The 15,923-nt window shown below is 41.8% G+C and carries 19 protein-coding genes; 6 read left to right on the plus strand and 13 right to left on the minus strand.

All coding sequences use genetic code 11. The features are described from left to right. Positions 1–20 precede the first annotated feature (20 nt). The 4 genes from ACM0OR_RS07655 to tyrS form a co-directional block, all read right to left on the minus strand. Positions 21–599, minus strand: coding sequence for a Uma2 family endonuclease (locus ACM0OR_RS07655; RefSeq protein ID WP_414575725.1), 579 nt, complete (start codon positions 597–599; stop codon positions 21–23). Between the two features lie 214 nt (positions 600–813). Next, complete coding sequence (locus ACM0OR_RS07660; RefSeq protein WP_414575726.1) at positions 814–1,425, minus strand: hypothetical protein; 612 nt, start codon at positions 1,423–1,425, stop codon at positions 814–816. Continuing rightward, a complete protein-coding gene (gene pyrF / locus ACM0OR_RS07665) occupies positions 1,422–2,144 on the minus strand; it encodes an orotidine-5'-phosphate decarboxylase (RefSeq protein ID WP_414575727.1) in 723 nt (240 codons plus the stop codon). The genes ACM0OR_RS07660 and pyrF overlap by 4 nt, the downstream gene beginning before the upstream one ends. Before the next feature lie 20 nt (positions 2,145–2,164). Then, positions 2,165–3,361, minus strand: coding sequence for a tyrosine--tRNA ligase (gene tyrS, locus ACM0OR_RS07670; RefSeq protein WP_414575759.1), 1,197 nt, complete (start codon positions 3,359–3,361; stop codon positions 2,165–2,167). Between the two features lie 173 nt (positions 3,362–3,534). Between tyrS and ACM0OR_RS07675 the strand changes: the two genes are divergently transcribed. Then, complete coding sequence (locus tag ACM0OR_RS07675; protein ID WP_323266680.1) at positions 3,535–5,457, plus strand: transglycosylase domain-containing protein; 1,923 nt, start codon at positions 3,535–3,537, stop codon at positions 5,455–5,457. Positions 5,458–5,553: 96 nt separating this feature from the next. Here the strand turns inward: ACM0OR_RS07675 and ACM0OR_RS07680 are convergent, their stop codons facing one another. Next, the gene (locus tag ACM0OR_RS07680; protein ID WP_190705068.1) at positions 5,554–5,877 is read right to left on the minus strand and encodes a DUF1825 family protein; all 324 of its coding nucleotides are present in this window, start codon (positions 5,875–5,877) and stop codon (positions 5,554–5,556) included. 117 nt (positions 5,878–5,994) lie between these two features. Then, positions 5,995–6,942, minus strand: a complete 948-nt coding sequence (locus ACM0OR_RS07685; protein ID WP_323266679.1) for a J domain-containing protein — start codon at positions 6,940–6,942, stop codon at positions 5,995–5,997. A gap of 194 nt (positions 6,943–7,136) precedes the next feature. On the opposite strand from ACM0OR_RS07685, the gene ACM0OR_RS07690 reads away from it, so the two are divergent. Both ACM0OR_RS07690 and ACM0OR_RS07695 read left to right on the plus strand, forming a co-directional pair. Next, positions 7,137–7,511, plus strand: a complete 375-nt coding sequence (locus ACM0OR_RS07690) for an NINE protein (protein WP_190705067.1) — start codon at positions 7,137–7,139, stop codon at positions 7,509–7,511. Positions 7,512–7,686: 175 nt separating this feature from the next. Further along, positions 7,687–8,217 (plus strand): ComEA family DNA-binding protein, encoded by a 531-nt coding sequence (locus tag ACM0OR_RS07695; protein ID WP_323266678.1) that lies wholly within the window; start codon positions 7,687–7,689, stop codon positions 8,215–8,217. Between the two features lie 219 nt (positions 8,218–8,436). Here ACM0OR_RS07695 and lepB read toward each other — a convergent pair whose 3' ends face one another. Further along, positions 8,437–9,009 (minus strand): signal peptidase I, encoded by a 573-nt coding sequence (gene lepB / locus ACM0OR_RS07700; protein WP_414575728.1) that lies wholly within the window; start codon positions 9,007–9,009, stop codon positions 8,437–8,439. A gap of 73 nt (positions 9,010–9,082) precedes the next feature. Between lepB and ACM0OR_RS07705 the strand changes: the two genes are divergently transcribed. Next, positions 9,083–9,229: a hypothetical protein gene (locus ACM0OR_RS07705; RefSeq protein WP_414575729.1), complete on the plus strand. Its 147-nt coding sequence runs from the start codon at positions 9,083–9,085 to the stop codon at positions 9,227–9,229. Positions 9,230–9,355: 126 nt separating this feature from the next. Beyond that, positions 9,356–9,640, plus strand: a complete 285-nt coding sequence (locus ACM0OR_RS07710; protein ID WP_414575730.1) for a hypothetical protein — start codon at positions 9,356–9,358, stop codon at positions 9,638–9,640. A gap of 9 nt (positions 9,641–9,649) precedes the next feature. Here ACM0OR_RS07710 and ACM0OR_RS07715 read toward each other — a convergent pair whose 3' ends face one another. From ACM0OR_RS07715 to ACM0OR_RS07725, 3 genes are read right to left on the minus strand one after another with little or no spacing between them, the layout of a single operon-like run. Continuing rightward, the gene (locus ACM0OR_RS07715) at positions 9,650–10,546 is read right to left on the minus strand and encodes an Rpn family recombination-promoting nuclease/putative transposase (protein ID WP_414575731.1); all 897 of its coding nucleotides are present in this window, start codon (positions 10,544–10,546) and stop codon (positions 9,650–9,652) included. Between the two features lie 18 nt (positions 10,547–10,564). Then, positions 10,565–10,702, minus strand: a complete 138-nt coding sequence (locus tag ACM0OR_RS07720) for a hypothetical protein (RefSeq protein ID WP_414575732.1) — start codon at positions 10,700–10,702, stop codon at positions 10,565–10,567. Then, a complete protein-coding gene (locus ACM0OR_RS07725) occupies positions 10,653–11,174 on the minus strand; it encodes a hypothetical protein (RefSeq protein WP_414575733.1) in 522 nt (173 codons plus the stop codon). The genes ACM0OR_RS07720 and ACM0OR_RS07725 overlap by 50 nt, the downstream gene beginning before the upstream one ends. Positions 11,175–11,471: 297 nt before the next feature. Between ACM0OR_RS07725 and ACM0OR_RS07730 the strand changes: the two genes are divergently transcribed. Then, the gene (locus tag ACM0OR_RS07730; RefSeq protein WP_414575734.1) at positions 11,472–12,308 is read left to right on the plus strand and encodes an IS5 family transposase; all 837 of its coding nucleotides are present in this window, start codon (positions 11,472–11,474) and stop codon (positions 12,306–12,308) included. A 152-nt stretch (positions 12,309–12,460) separates the two neighbouring features. Here ACM0OR_RS07730 and ACM0OR_RS07735 read toward each other — a convergent pair whose 3' ends face one another. The 3 genes from ACM0OR_RS07735 to ACM0OR_RS07745 form a co-directional block, all read right to left on the minus strand. Next, positions 12,461–13,867, minus strand: coding sequence for an NAD(P)(+) transhydrogenase (Re/Si-specific) subunit beta (locus ACM0OR_RS07735; RefSeq protein WP_414575735.1), 1,407 nt, complete (start codon positions 13,865–13,867; stop codon positions 12,461–12,463). Further along, entirely contained in the window at positions 13,864–14,157 is a 294-nt protein-coding gene (locus ACM0OR_RS07740; RefSeq protein WP_190705051.1) for an NAD(P) transhydrogenase subunit alpha, read from the minus strand. The genes ACM0OR_RS07735 and ACM0OR_RS07740 overlap by 4 nt, the downstream gene beginning before the upstream one ends. Before the next feature lie 99 nt (positions 14,158–14,256). After that, entirely contained in the window at positions 14,257–15,414 is a 1,158-nt protein-coding gene (locus ACM0OR_RS07745) for a Re/Si-specific NAD(P)(+) transhydrogenase subunit alpha (protein ID WP_414575737.1), read from the minus strand. Between the last annotated feature and the right edge of the window lie 509 nt (positions 15,415–15,923).

Here is a 15,923-nt window from a genome sequence, read left to right on the forward strand (position 1 = left end):
ATCGCGTACCTGCTATATAATCATTCTTCGCTACCAAACACAACACCTTCATACAGGAGTTCAATAGGACACTGAAATTCAACGCTGGATAGAGTGATGATATCTCCCTCTGTGTAAGGATAGTAAAGCCACATTCTACCCTCTCCCCGCAAATAACGCTCAACGGAAATTTTTTCCGAGTCAATTAATACATACTCTTGCAAAGTCGGCATTTTCAAATAAGCAGAAAATTTTTCACCTCTATCTCTAGCACTTGTACCTGGAGAGAGAACTTCAACAATTAGCTGAGGATATCTAATAAACTTACGGGCGTTGAGGTCTTGCTCGTTGCAACTGACAATAACATCAGGATAATAGTAAGGACTTTCTGGTGTTACTTGTACTTTCACATCTGACACATTTACCCGACAACCTCTAGAGCGTAGATGAGGGCGTAAAGCTGCGTAAAGGTTAAGTGTAATATCATTATGGGGAATTGTGCCGCCTGTCATAGCAAAGACTTCACCATTGACGTATTCATAACGAATATCCTGTTGAGTTTCCCATATCAGATATTCCTCAACAGTCATTTTTTGGGGTTGCTGGGGGACGGCTATCATTTTCTTTGAAAGACAGGACTTTTCGGGCTTGATTTGATTTTAGCTAGATGATTTTAACGAAGGGACTTCCAGATAAAAAAATATCCAAATTGTAGGGTGCGTCAGTGCGATAGAACCTAACTATACTCAGAAATTATTCATACTGACGCACCCTACCCAACCATCAATTGCGGATAATTTATTTTTTGGTGTTCCCTAATAACTAATAACTGATTTAACGCTGGGAACTACGCAAACTTCCTGCTTGACAATCTCTCAGCCAAGCTTTGATACCTTGGGCAATTGTACCGTTGCTGCTATCTCGTGGTGGTGATGGCGGCTGTCCTTTGGGATAAGAAGCGGTTTGAGTAAACATCATTACTAATCGCCAACTATCTTGAGTTGGTGTCAATAGTACCCAGTGAAATTCTTGTAATTCGACTACTGTTTTATTTATGTACTGCCTTTTTAAAGTAGTAAAAAATACTTGCTTAATATTTTGATTAGTGCTTTTGTTTTGATCTATGGGTTGCAGTGGCAAAGGCTGAAATTCCGGTTTGCCTGCTACTAATATATAACTATAAACATCACTACTTCTACGCAGACGGCGGCCACGTTGACTAGCACGATTGGCATAGCCAGGTAAATCTCGCAATAGATGAGTAGTTAATGTTGACAAATCTTTTGCAACACAAAAAGACTTCTCCCCCCTCTGGCTTTGTAAAGACGGTTTGGGGGAAATTGCCTGAGCCAATGCTGCGTTATCCCAGCCATTCATTACTACCAACCATAAACTGCAAGTTAACAGCCACGAGCGATAATTATGCTTCTGGATTAATGCTTTCATGCTGTCGTTAACTCTTGGGTAATTCGTTGCCAAGCTAACTCAGGTTCAGCTGCCGCAGTGATGGGACGACCAATTACTAGGTAATCTGCACCAGCTTGGATAGCTTGGGAAGGGGTAAGCGATCGCTTTTGATCTCCCGCTTCTGCCCATGTGGGGCGCACCCCTGGACACACGAAAAGAAAGTCATCGCCGCACGTTTGCCGTAACTGCGCTACTTCTTGGGGTGAGCAAACTGCCCCATCTAACCCTGATTCTTTAGCCATCAATGCCATTTCTAAGCCATATTCTGGCAACTCTAGGGGGATTTTTAAATCAAAAGCCAACTGCCTAGTAGAAATACTCGTCAGCAGTGTCACAGCAATCAATTTAGGTGGTTTGACTCCCGCTTGTTCAGCCCCCTCTTTTACTGCCTCCGTAGCGGCTTTCAGGGCATTTCTCCCCGCCGTAGCATGAATAGTCAGCAAATCCACCCCATAACCAGCCGCAGCCCGGCAAGCCCCCGCCATAGTGTTGGGGATGTCGTGAAACTTTAAATCTAGAAATATCTGCTTATCCCTAGATTTCAGCACTTCCAGAATTTTTGGCCCCACACTGGTGAATAATTCTAAGCCAACCTTCCAGAAACTAACTGCTTCTAGCCTATCGATGAGAGCGATCGCACTTTTTTCATCCGCCACATCTAAAGGGACAATAATTCGCTGTTCTTTCCCATTCCCCATTCCCAATTCCCCATTCCCCTTTAGGGTACTAAGCGGACAAACTTATTTTTACCAACTTGCAAAACTTTACCCTGTAAATCACTCACTTGCTCAAAAGTGGTATCAACATCAGTAATGCGATCGCCATCTAAGCGTACACCACCCTCTTGAATTTTCCGTTTCCCTTCCCCGCTACTTTTACACAAGCCACTAGCATTCAGTAAATAAGCTAATTTCACAGGAAATTGGGCAACATCGGTTAACGAAAATTCGGGAACTGCACCCTCTTTCCCGCCGCTTTTGGCTGCTTCCTTGGCTTCATTAGCCGCCTGTTCACCGTGGTATTGTCTAACGACTTCCCAGGCTAATGACATTTGGCGATCGCGAGGATTTTCCGGTAGCTTATCTAAAGGTAAGTCTGTCAACAACTCAAAATACTGTGCCAGTAAATTATCTGGTACACCTTGCAACTTTTGATATTTTTGTCCTGGGTGTTCCGACAATCCGACGTAATTACCCAAAGATTTGGACATTTTTTGCTGTCCATCAGTACCAATCAAAATTGGTAGAAGTAACCCAAACTGTGGCTTTTGACCAAAATGACGCTGTAAATCTCTACCTACAGCAATGTTAAACTTTTGATCAGTTCCCCCTAATTCCACATCTGCCTCCACTGCCACCGAATCATAACCTTGCATCAAGGGGTAGAGGAACTCATGGAGAAAAATCGGATTCTCTTTCTTATAGCGTTCTGCAAATCCTTCCTTGGCTAGCATCTGCCCCACCGTCATGGTAGCTAGTAACTCCGTAGTTTTCCCTAAATCAAGCCGGGAGAGCCATTCAGAGTTATAACGCACCTCTAATCTACCTGGTGTGTCAAAATCCAAAATAGGACGCATTTGGTCAAGGTAAGTTTGAGCATTTTGCATCACCTCTGCCTCTGTCAGTTGGCGACGCACCTCAGATTTACCAGTTGGATCACCGATGCGAGCCGTAAAATCACCAATAATTAGGACTGCCGTATGACCAGCATCTTGAAATGCTCGCAGTTTTCGTACTGGTATGCTATGACCAAGATGAATATCTGCACCAGTAGGATCAATTCCCAACTTGACCCTTAGAGGACGGTTCGTAGTCGCCAAGCGTTTCTCTAAACTTTCAACTTCGTGATCAGTATCAGTTGGTTGTGGGAATACTTCCACTATCCCACGCTTTAGCCAAGAAAAATTTTCCGCCATAGTAGGAGATTCGCTATTAACTACGCTTTTTACTTTATAAGTTAGCTTGGTTATGTTCACGGCCAAATTGTCCGCCATTTCATCTGCCAAACTAATATAATTGCAAAAAATTAACCGCCCTGCTGCAAAGAATCAATTACAGTAATATTTACAAGTGAGGAAGTGAAATCGCCGTGTCGTCTAGGACTTTTGAAGAAAAGCAATCCCAACGTCGGACTTCATCGGGTTTTGAGTTTTTAAAAGGAGTCGGCCAGGTAGCTGGCGGAACTCTGTTATCAATCACGATGCTAGCAAGTTCCATTGTAGCCGGAGGGCTAGTTGGCCTGGCTATCAGCTTCCGCAATTTGCCAGATGTGAGACAATTACGTAACTTTTTACCCACAGAAACGACGTACATTTATGACATTAAAGGAAAACTGTTAGCTAGTGTCCACGGAGAAGCTAACAGGGAAGTTGTACCTTTAGATAAAATTTCCCCAAATCTCAAACGGGCGGTACTGGCTAGTGAAGATGGTCATTTCTATTATCACCACGGCATTAACCCTACTGGTGTAGGGCGTGCTGTTGTCACTAACTGGTTGGCTGGCGGTGTCAAAGAAGGTGGATCTACTATTACCATGCAGTTGGTAAAAAACCTATTTTTGAGCCGAAAACGTGCTTTTACCCGGAAATTAGCTGAGGGAGTCCTAGCAATTCGCTTAGAGCAAATTCTTACTAAAGATCAAATTTTAGAACTGTACCTCAATCAAGTATATTGGGGTCATAATAATTACGGCGTGCAAACAGCAGCACGTAGTTATTTTAATAAGTCATCTGAGAACCTAACTTTGGGTGAATCAGCAATGATGGCGGGTTTAATCCAAGCACCAGAGGAGTTTAGCCCCTTTGCGAGTCTAAAGTTGGCCAAACAGAAACAAAGAGAAGTCTTGGGGAGAATGCTGGACTTAAACTGGATCACCAAGCAAGAATATGATGATGCCCTCAAAGAAGAAATTAAACTAGGCAGAATCAGGTCATTCCAAGGTAGTGCCTTGCCATATATCACCAATACTGTGGCACAGGAATTGGCTAAAAAGTTTGGGCGTGAAGCCTTGCTCAAAGGTGGAATGCGAGTACAAACAACAGTTGATGCTAGCTTCCAAACTATGGCAGAAGATACTGTCAAAAAGTGGCATAAAACACTTCTGGGACAAGGATTAAGCAGAAATCAAATTGCTCTGGTAGCAATTGATCCGCGCACACATTTTGTGAAAGCATTGGTCGGTGGCGTAGACCCAAAAAGTAGTGAATTTAACCGCGCCACACAAGCGCAGCGTCAGCCAGGATCTTCTTTTAAGCCTTTTGTATATTATGCTGCCTTTGCTACTGGTAAATATGCACCAGACAGTACAGTTATAGATTCTCCAGTCAGTTATCGAGATGGTAGCGGTTGGTACTACCCCCGAAACTACGATGGCGGCTTTGCTGGAGCAATGTCAATTCGCACAGCCTTAGCTCAATCACGTAATATTCCCGTGATTAAAATTGGCAAGACCATAGGCATGAATAGAGTTGTAGAGACTTGCCGCATTTTAGGTATTAACAGTCCGATGGAACCTGTCACCTCTTTACCTTTGGGTGCAATTGGTGTCACACCTCTAGAAATGGCTACTGCCTACGCTACCTTTGCTAATTATGGTTGGCAGTCACAAACAACGGTTATTGCCCGGATTACAGATAGTAGTAACAATGTATTATTGGACAATACGCCCAAACCCCAGAGAGTCTTAGATCCTTGGGCTTCAGCAGCTACGATAGATGTCATGCGCTCGGTTATGACCGATGGTACCGGTAAAGGTGCAGCGATAGATCGCCCATCTGCTGGCAAAACAGGTACAACTTCATCCGAAAAAGATATTTGGTTTGTAGGGACTGTACCACAGTTAACAACTGCTGTCTGGGTGGGTAGAGACGACAACAGACAACTAGCTAGTGGTGCAACTGGTGGTGGTATGGTTGCTCCCATTTGGAAGGAGTTTATGACTAAAGCACTCAAAGGCGTGCCAGTGGAAAACTTTAAGCCACCTTCTCAGTTTCCTCGTCCCAAGGCAAATTAAAGTGATTGGTAATTGGCCGTAATCAGTAATCAGTTATCAGTCACTTGATAACTGTTCACTGTTGACTGTTCACTGATTTAATCTCCCCATGCCCCATTACGACTGTTTTTCTAACTCAGATTTCATCCGTTCCAGAGTCATCTGCATTTGATCAAACATCTGTTGTGGGGTGATACCAAATTGATTTAGCTGAGTTTTGAGTTGCTCTACGGTCATTTGTGCCATAAAGTCCTCAGATAGCTCGAATCGCTTCATGAAGACGCGATAGCGATCCATCATTGCTTCCATTTGCTCAATAAACAGCTTTTTGCCCTCACGGTCAAACTTACCGTAGCTGTTACCTAATTGAATCAGTGCTTGATAGTCTTCAAACAACTGCTTTGCTTCTTGCTGAACTATATCAGAGTCGAAGAATCCCATGTGCCTCTATTCAACTGAGTCATGACACTCAGTAGCTTATAGTTTTTGCTTTTATCTATGTTTATTTTAGTCTAGGGGACTCAATTCAAGAACTAGCTACGGTTTAAGTACGGTTTTTTACCGAAATTTCAACACTTGACTTAAGTTAGCTTCTGCCTTGACAAAGAATTTATTTAACCAAACTGCAATTCCTAAAGCCTTAGCTACTGATTTAGGATCAATTTGGTTGTGAAGCGGAATTTTTAGATGGCTAGCATATTTTACAGCTAGTGTGTGTTGAGGGTTAAGCTTTAATGCCTGACGAATATAGACTTTGGCCATACCGATATAATTCTGTCGCAGATGTACTATTCCCAACAAAGCATAGTAATCACTGTTGCTAGGTTCTAGTTTGATGGCATCACGCAGTTCCCGGACTGCTAATGACCAGTGACCTTGTTTTGAATAATCTATTGCTCGCTGATAATGACGTTGAGCATAATTGATGACAGTTGGTGCAAGATTTTGTGTTTTGTCTACTTGAACTACAACTGGCTGGTATTTAGCTTCAGCAATAACAGGATGAGGCGGTTCAAGGATAAATGAGTTGTTTGTATGGAGGTACAAGTAGGCTAAATTAAATTCATTTAGTTTTTGGATCATCCAATAGGATTGAGTTAGCGATTGGTATTGGAGTGTAGTGTAGGAGACGATCGCTTCTTCATAGAATGACGTGGCTTCCTTGATAGACATCCCCTTGAGTTGCTCAATTAAAGGATTTTGCACAGATACAGCACTTTTGCCCCAAGTAATCGCTTCTAACCGCAGTGTTGTTATGATATCAGCACGCTTTCGTAGATGTTTCAACTCATCGTAAGCTGGGTTAATTAAACGGGTAAATATTGCTGTGGCTAATTCTTGGTCTACACCGTTGTTATTAGCATAGTGATCTGGATGTAACAGTTTTGCTAAAGCATGATAACGCTGGAAAATGCGACGTTCATCTGCTGTCACAGCAATTCCCAAAACGGCATAGGGATCTGATAGTTGCTGTAACCATTCTGTAGGGAGGGTATTCTGTGGCATCGTTTTGGATTGGCAGATGAGAATTTCAAGATAGCATTAGGAATTGGATACTGGGAACTGGCAAATGATAGTTAATACAATAGATTTATATTTGCGTGTCAATCTGAATTTTGTAATGCTGTATTTATGCAGGTGCTTTGTTACTATGGCTGTCTAATGGTCAAAATTGTGGTACTCGTGGATTAAGAGAAGATATGTTAATTAAGCGTAAAAGTAGAAGCGTTGCCGCTATTCTAGCCTTTGCTGGAACAGTCAGCATCTCTGGATTACACAAGTTTTATTTAGGACAGCCCTTGTGGGGTTTTTTGTATCTTTTGCTATCTTGGACACCGATTCCCAAGGTTGCTAGTGCTATTGAGGGAGTTTGGTACTTAGCTCAAGATGAGGAAGCTTTTGATCGCAACTTTAATTTTGGTAAGTCAGCAGTAAAAACTTCACAATCTGTAGGTAATCAAGTAGGCGCGATCGCTGATGCTTTACGTGAGTTAGATACTTTGCGCCAAGACGGATTGATTTCTGAGTATGAGTTTGAGCAAAAACGTCGCCATCTACTTGACCAGATTTCTTGATAGGATTGGAGACTAATCAATTCAAAATTCAAAATTTAAAAACTTCAGGTGATTGGGCTAGAGACTAGGGAATAGTATTTTACTCAGCACTCAAAACTCAAAACTCAAAACTCAAAACTCAAAACTCAGCACTCAGCACTCAGCACTCAGCACTCAGCACTCAGCACTCAGCACTATGCAATGGCTACCTTGGAATTCTAAGTTACAAAAGCTTAGAGCTAAACTACTGAATGACCCCTACTATCGGCTACAGTCTGGGGAAGAAATTCAGATAGCAGCGCAATTGGGTATTCGCATTGATGCTAATCAAGCAACTGTTGATGATTGGTTGCGCTTACCGGGTTTATCGATTCATCAAGCGCGATCGCTTGTAGAACTTTCCCGTTCTGGTGTGACATTTTACTGCATTGAAGATATTGCTGCGGCCTTGGGAATGCCCACACTGCGATTAGAACCATTAAAACCTTTATTAAATTTTAGTTATTACGATCACGAATCTCTAGTTAATCCTACTTATATAATTAATCCCAATACTGCATCAGTAGAACAGTTAGTCCAAATCCCATTCATGGATATATCCCTAGCTCAAGCAGTGGTACAAAATCGCCTATCATCTGGTTTTTACCGTAATTTAGCTGATTTTCAGCGTAGATTAGAACTATCTGGTGAAGCGATCGCGCAATTGATGTATTTTTTGAGGTTTTAGGACGGACTGGGGACTGGGGACTGGGAAAGAACTTCTCCCTTATCTCCCTAGTACAGCGCGGCGTAAATAAACCACCCATTCCAAATCAACAAAACTCTTACGCTGTCTTCATTTTGACTTACCCTCCGGGTACTCCTGCGGAGAACTCGGAGAGTAGCCGCTTTCACGTCTATGACTTTTGACTTTTGGCTTTTGACTTCCGCTTTGCGGTACTAGCTTCTAAATTATTCCAACTCGATCAGGTGGCCAAAAGCGAAACACTGCGCGACCAATGATATTTTCTTGAGGTAAAAAGCCCCAGTAGCGGGAATCGTTACTGTTATTGCGGTTGTCTCCCATGACGAAAAATTGGTCTTGTGGGACTTTGACTGGTTGGAATGGTTGGCTAGGGGGTTCAGCTATATAGTCTTCTGTTAATGGTTGTCCATTGAGATAAACTTTACCATTAGCGACGCTAACTATTTCGCCAGGTCTTCCAATAACCCGCTTAATGAAGGCTTGGTCTTTAGGGTATCCCCGTTTTTGCAATTCTGCGGGTGGCTGAAAAACGACGATATCCCCAGATGTTGGTGGATGAAACCGATAAGAGACTTTTTCGATCACTAGGCGATCGCCTTCATATAAAGTAGGAAGCATTGACTCGGAAGGGATGTAACGAGGTTCAGCGATAAAAGTCCGAATCAACAGTGCTAAAACTAAAGCGATCGCAATTAGAGTAAAATTTTCTTGCCAATTACGCCATGATTTTGACGATGCAGGAGTTTCTTTCGGATTATTTTCCTGAGAATTCATAGAATTTTTCAGCCAGTTAAACAAGTATAAATTCCTTATTTTGATGCCAATTTTATGCCTGTAAGCAAGGCTTTTGCTTACTGCACTTACAAATACTAATTCATCATACGGCTATCTCACATACTATCACCAAGCAAAAATACTTACGAACAATGAGGATGAGTTAGCGATCGCATGGTGGATATTTAGAGGGGCAATAGCTAGGTTAGGCTTTACCTAAGCTTGTTTTAACTAACCGCTACACCTTAATAAAAAAAGGCGATACCTATGGTAAGGTACGCCAACGCATACTATCAACACTACAATTTCATTAGGACAAATATTATAATAAATCGATAAATTAACTATGGAAACTCCAGAAATTCTTCAAGCACTCCCCAATTTGAGTGTAAGCGATCGCCTCATGATAGCCGAGTCAGCTTTAAAACTTGTGCTTCAGGAACAACAATCACTGACTCAAGATGAGAAAAAACAGCAATTAGCACTAGCCGCAATCACAGCTATTTCAGACTATGCGCCAGATGGTGAATTAAATGTTTTTGCTGATTTAAAAGGAGAAGATTTCTACGATTATGGCGATGAAGACTTAAATATAAAGTATCTCTTAATAAAGAGAGCGATCGCATGGTGAAATACAATCTTACTGCTGTTGCAACCAAGTTACTAGATCATCTTCAGTAGAAAAATCTAGTAATGCTTCAGCTAAATCCTCTAACTGAGTTGAAGATAATCCCCGCACTCGCTCTTGTAATTCAGGGGTAATTCCACCAATTCGTTTTGTTAATTGACGCTGGATTACTTTCAATTCTCCTTGTTGTATTCCTTCCTCCATCCAACTAGTGACGATTTGCATAACTACCTCTTGTTGAGTTGGTTCAAATTGAGCAATTTCAGCCTGGAAAATTTCTGTTTCTTGGGCATTTAGGCGTAGGTAAGTGTCAATAAACCCAGAAATTAACTGCATTCTTGCTGGATCTAACTGCAATGTAGCTAATAGACGCAGACACTCAGATTTTACTCTGGGACGGTCTTGTGTTGCTATGTTCATTTTAGCCATCAGCGCACTAGCTACGGGATTTTGTTGTTGCAGGTATTCTCGCCAATTCAAGCGATTTAACTGAATAACATCATAGTTGAATTGCAAGACCAGCTTATTGGGAAATGCTACCTGATGAAAATTTGGTTCGGCTTTTTTGGGGCGATCGTAAGAAAATAAGGCAATAGGATAGACTGGCAGGGCGTATTTTTCGTACAATCTGGCAAAGTAGCGATACATCCGCAAATCAAATGCTTCTTGATAATAAGCTTGATGTTCTAGATGTACTAATAAAAACGATTCTTGCTCTCTAAATCTGGCTTTTACTATTAAATCAGTTTCATATTTTTCGCCAGCAGTAACATCGGTAAATATTTCTTTATCAATGAAGCTGATAGTGTCCCTTTCCAGATAAGCGGTTATCTCTGGGAAGAATAAATCGATGAACTCCCAGAAGAAGGTAGTTAATAGTTCTTTAAACAGGCGATCGTGGTCTATCATGATTAAATTTATATCATGTCACTGATGAGCGATCGCTGTTTTTGTCTCATGCCTTCGCCGCCAGGTGTTCCGCTTGCAGTAGGCGCAGAGACGCAAAGGATTATTTTTACGCTTGGTTAGCAGCGATCGCTCTCCCAATGCTATAGAAATATTCATTAGTTACACCAAAAGCCACAGGATGTTTAGCTATAACAAACACAGTTTGACTATCTCTACAAATTAAAAAACCTTGCGAGGTTAGTTCAAAGTCATTACTGGTTATCTTCTCAGTGATTTTTCTCCAATAATATTCATATAACTTACCGTAGAAAATAACTCCTTTAGGTTTATGTTCTCTGATTCTGTTAGCAATATGATTTATTCGCATATCAAGATAATAGTCTTCATAAGTTTGTCTACTTCTTAAATAAGCTATATGAGAATATTGGCCATATATCCAATGATGAAGCTCTATTTCCTTTTTTCCTCTGTTCGCCCATATATTTATTCTGTGATTAACGTCTTGAAAATCTCCTCCTGCTTCTTCCATGCCAATAAACCAATACTTTCCTTGATAATTACCATATCCATAAAAAGTCTCAATTCTTTTTTCTAGAAGTGCATCATCAAAAAAATCTGAATTATTCATGTTTAAGTGTTTATACTTAAAAAATAAACTTTGTTAAGTCAAAAATAATTGGTCATAACATAAATGTCTAGTCACATTACAAAAATTATCAGGAATCAACATGGGTGCATATTGGTGTTCTCAAGCTGAAGTCGTCACAACTGAACCTAAAATAGTCAATATAGCTGTAGCCATTTTGATCAGGAAAATAAGCAAGCGACAAATCCTAAAATTTGCGTCCTAAGTTACCGAGGCTATAGCTATAGAACCCATTTGGGATCTAGTATACTGTTCAAATAACAGTATTTTTTATTACTCATGTATTTAAGCAGTTTAACAGATGAAGAGTGGTTAATTATTGAACCATTATTACCTAAAAAGAAGCTGACTCGTCCACCTACATGGAGTAAAAGACAAATTTTAGACGGCATCTTTTACCAGCTGAAAAATGGCTGTAATTGGGCTGATTTACCGAAGGATTTACCCCCCTATTCCACAGTATTTTGGCATTACAAGCAGTGGCGAAGTGATGGATTTATCGAGGATATCATGGAGACTTTACATCAAAGTATCCGAGAAAAAGAAGGAAGAAAGCCTGTTTGGACTACCTTGATCATGATCGATTCCCAAGCAGTCAAAAATACTTGTAACGCTAGTATTGAAACCAAGGGGTTTTGTTTTTATAAGTCCACAAACGGTATAAAAAGGCATCTAGCTGTAGATATTCTCGGCTTTCCCTTTTTTACTCACTGTACCCAGGCGAATATTTCTGATGACCAAGGCCTGATTGAAATGTTGACAATTCATATTGACTTCTTCAAATCAAAACCTGTAGAACTGCCTAAAACGACAATTCTTTTAGACAACGGTTATCATCCTGACACTCTAGTTTCCGAGTTAGTCAAGATTTATCCTCAAATCATGAGTAAAATTCAATTTCAATTGTCTCCCAAACCATCCCAGAAGGAAAAATCCCTGAAAGGAAAGTCTGGTTTTGTGCCAGTTAAAGCCAGATGGGTCATTGAAAGAAGTAATGCTTGGATGGAACGCTGTAAAAGCTTGGTCAAAAATTTTGAAAGAACTTTGGCGAATGCGACGACTAAAATTCATCTCTGTTTTGTCAGACTTATGCTCAAACGGTTAGCTACTTCATAGATCCCAAATGGGTTCTATAAACTTCTTTCCTTTGCGTCTTCCCTGCGGGACGCTCCGCGAATGCGCCTTTGCGCGAAACAATCTTAAAAAAACTTGCCTCAGAAGCATCACACCCCCAAGGCAAGCAAACCATATAAATGATTCTTAGCTATCTAAAGTTGCTTCACTTCCGAAACTAACTTCGACACCATATCTTTAGCACTACCAAAAAGCATAGTGGTTTTATCTTTGTAGAATAACTCATTATCTACACCAGCAAAACCCGCACTCATCCCGCGCTTAATAACAATGGTGTGCTTCGCCCTATCTACTTCCAAAATTGGCATCCCGTAAATTGGACTAGCGGTATCACTACGCGCCGCCGGATTAACTACATCATTAGCCCCAATTACCAAAGCTACATCAGCTTGTTCAAACTGAGGGTTAATATCTTCCATGTCATACAACTGGGTATATGGCACATTCGCCTCAGCTAACAACACATTCATGTGTCCCGGCATTCTTCCAGCAACGGGGTGAATGGCATACTTAACATCAACACCCATGCGTTCTAGTTGATCTGCCAATTCTCTCACACTATGTTGTGCTTGAGCTACAGCCATCCCGTAACCAGGGACAATCACTACAGAACGAGCATAACCTAACATCATCGCCCCTTCTTCGGGATCGATGCTGTGGACGGTTTGATCGGTTGCACCAGCAGCCGCACCACCAGCAGCCGTACTTCCCCCTGAACCAAACGCGCTGAACAGCACGCTAAACAGGGAACGGTTCATGGCTTTACACATAATTTCGGTGAGGATTAAACCAGAAGCCCCCACTAATGCACCGGCGATGATTAACATATTGTTCATCACCACGAAACCAGCCGCCGCCGCCGCAACACCTGATAAAGAGTTTAACAGCGAAATGACTACGGGCATATCGCCGCCACCAATGGGGATGACGAACATCACACCCAAGAAGAGGGAAACTCCAACGACTGCCAAAAATACAGGTAAGCTATCTGGTGTGATGATTAAGTAGGCACTACCAGCTATATAAGCACCCAGCAGCAAAAGGTTAAATGGTTGCTGTAACGGAAAGGTAATTGGTGAACCGCTAATTAATCCTTGTAATTTGGCGAAGGCGAGAAAACTACCTGTGAAGGTAACACCACCAATTAACACATCCAACAACATGGAAATGTTGACATCTAGGGGGATAGCTGCGCCAGCATCCAACAACCGCCAGAACTCAGCTACAGCAACTAACGCCGAAGCCGCACCGCCCAAACCGTTAAGTAAGCCCACCATTTGGGGCATTTCTGTCATTTGGACTTTGTAGGCTGCGATCGCACCAATTGCCGAACCAATCGCTAAACCTATCAAAATCATCTCATAATTCAATACGTGCTGGTCTAGCATGGTGGCGACAATCGCCAGCAGCATCCCAACCGCCGCAATCACATTACCGTTGCGTGCAGTAGCAGGAGAACCCAGTTTTTTCAAACCCAAGATAAATAAAGACGCAGCAACTAAATACGTCAGCTGAATCCCAGTTGGTAAAAAATCGCTCACGCCTTAATCTCCTTCTTCTTGAACATTTGCAACATTCTGTCAGTCACAAGAAACCCAGCCACAACGTTGACTGTGGCTAAAGTCACAGCAATCAAACCGAGAATTACTGATAAATTGGTGTTTCTTTCTCCGGCTGCTACTATCGCCCCAATTACAGCAATACCCGAAATGGCATTTGAGCCTGACATTAGGGGAGTGTGTAAGGTTGGGGGGATTTTGTTGATAACTTCAAAGCCGATGAACGATGACAACACGAATACAAACAAAGCTGCAATTAATGCCTCTGTCATGGAAAACTCCTTATTTTTTAGGGTGTAGGGGTATAGGGGGATAGGGGTGTAGGGGGGATATTTTACCCCAATGCCGAATGCCCCAGTCCCCAGTCCCCATTACCTCAACACTGCATCTTGTAGCGCATCTTTGACGCGCTGATTACGAATTTCTCCAGCGTGGGTAATGCAGGCTGCATCGATGATGTCGTCAGCAAAGTCTATGTTTAAGGCTTTGTCTTTGATGAGCAGCTGCAACAAAGATGTGAGGTTCTTGGAATAGAGTTGGCTGGCGTGGACTGGCATTGATGAAGGGAGATTAATCGGCCCGATAATTGTCACGCCATTCCAGACAATATCTTTACCGGGATCAGTGCAAGCACAGTTACCACCTTGTTCGGCGGCTAAATCTACAATGACTGAACCGGGTTTCATCTGTGCCACCATTTCGGCTGTGACTAGCAGTGGTGCTTTTCTACCGGGGACTTGGGCAGTTGTAATGACTACATCAGCATTTTTGACGTGTTCGGCGACAACTTCCTGGGTACGTTGTTTGCTAGCTTCGGAAATTTCTTTGGCGTAACCACCTGCGGCGGTTGTTTCTTCTTCTAGCTTGACTTCCACGAATTTTGCGCCTAAGCTTTGCACTTCTTCTTTGACGGCTGGACGAATATCAAAGGCTTCTACTACTGCACCCAAACGTCTGGCGGTGGCGATCGCTTGCAATCCTGCTACACCAGCTCCCATAATAAATATTTTGGCTGGGGCAATTGTACCAGCAGCCGTCGTCAGCATGGGGAAATATTTTGGTAATGCGGCTGCGGCAATTAACACTGATTTATAACCCGCCAGGGAAGCTTGAGACGACAAAGCATCCATACTTTGCGCCCTCGTAGTGCGGGGGATTAACTCCATACTCAAAGCTGAGATTTTGCGATTAGCTAGTTGCTGCGCTACCACAGGGTTTCCCAAAGGATTCAGGAAGCTAATTAATACAGTTCCTTCCCGCATTAACTCAACTTCCGAACGCCCATCTTCTCTCTCTTGTGGTGGGCTAACTTTCAATAAAATATCTGTTTCGCCCCATAATTGGTCTGAATTATGGATAATTTTAGCTCCTGCGGCTTCATAGTCAGCATCACTAAAAAATGATCTCTCTCCTGCACCTGCTTCTACCCAAATTTCCAATTCCTGTTTCACTAATTTAGCAACGGTGTCAGGATTTAATGCTACACGCCGTTCACAAACTTCTATTTCTTTAGCAACTGCTATTTTCATGAAATCTCCTGGAGATAAATACCTAACCTCTGCCGAATATGCCACTGTTGCAATTAGCTATGTAATCAACTCATAGCTACTGCTTTGAAGCATGAGTGATGGCTTTTTCGTTTAGATAGAACCTTGAACTTTTCCGTTTCTTCTTGCTTTACGACAGACGAAGCTTCACTTTGATTCCTACAAGTCTTACTTTTACTGATAACTGCCAATTGCTTTACTTATTGCAAATCTTAATTTTAATACTCTATTTTCTATCTATGTCTTTAGTATTTTTTAGGGATCTAAAATTTTTGTTTATATTTTTGATTACATCTTGTAATATTCAAACCAATTCTTTGATTTTTTAGCTTGAGAGTTCCCCAATGGTTGTTTAATGATAATTGATGAGATACCAGCCTATTTTTTACGCTCTCTCCCAACTTAACAGGCGATCGCTAATTACAACGCTCAATTTTTATAACGAAAAGCCTAAATTACGATACACTTATACATATTTAGCAACACAATCA

The sequence above is a fragment of the Anabaena sp. CCY 9402-a genome (assembly GCF_963920945.1).
Classification (GTDB): Bacteria; Cyanobacteriota; Cyanobacteriia; order Cyanobacteriales; family Nostocaceae; genus Trichormus; species Trichormus minutissimus.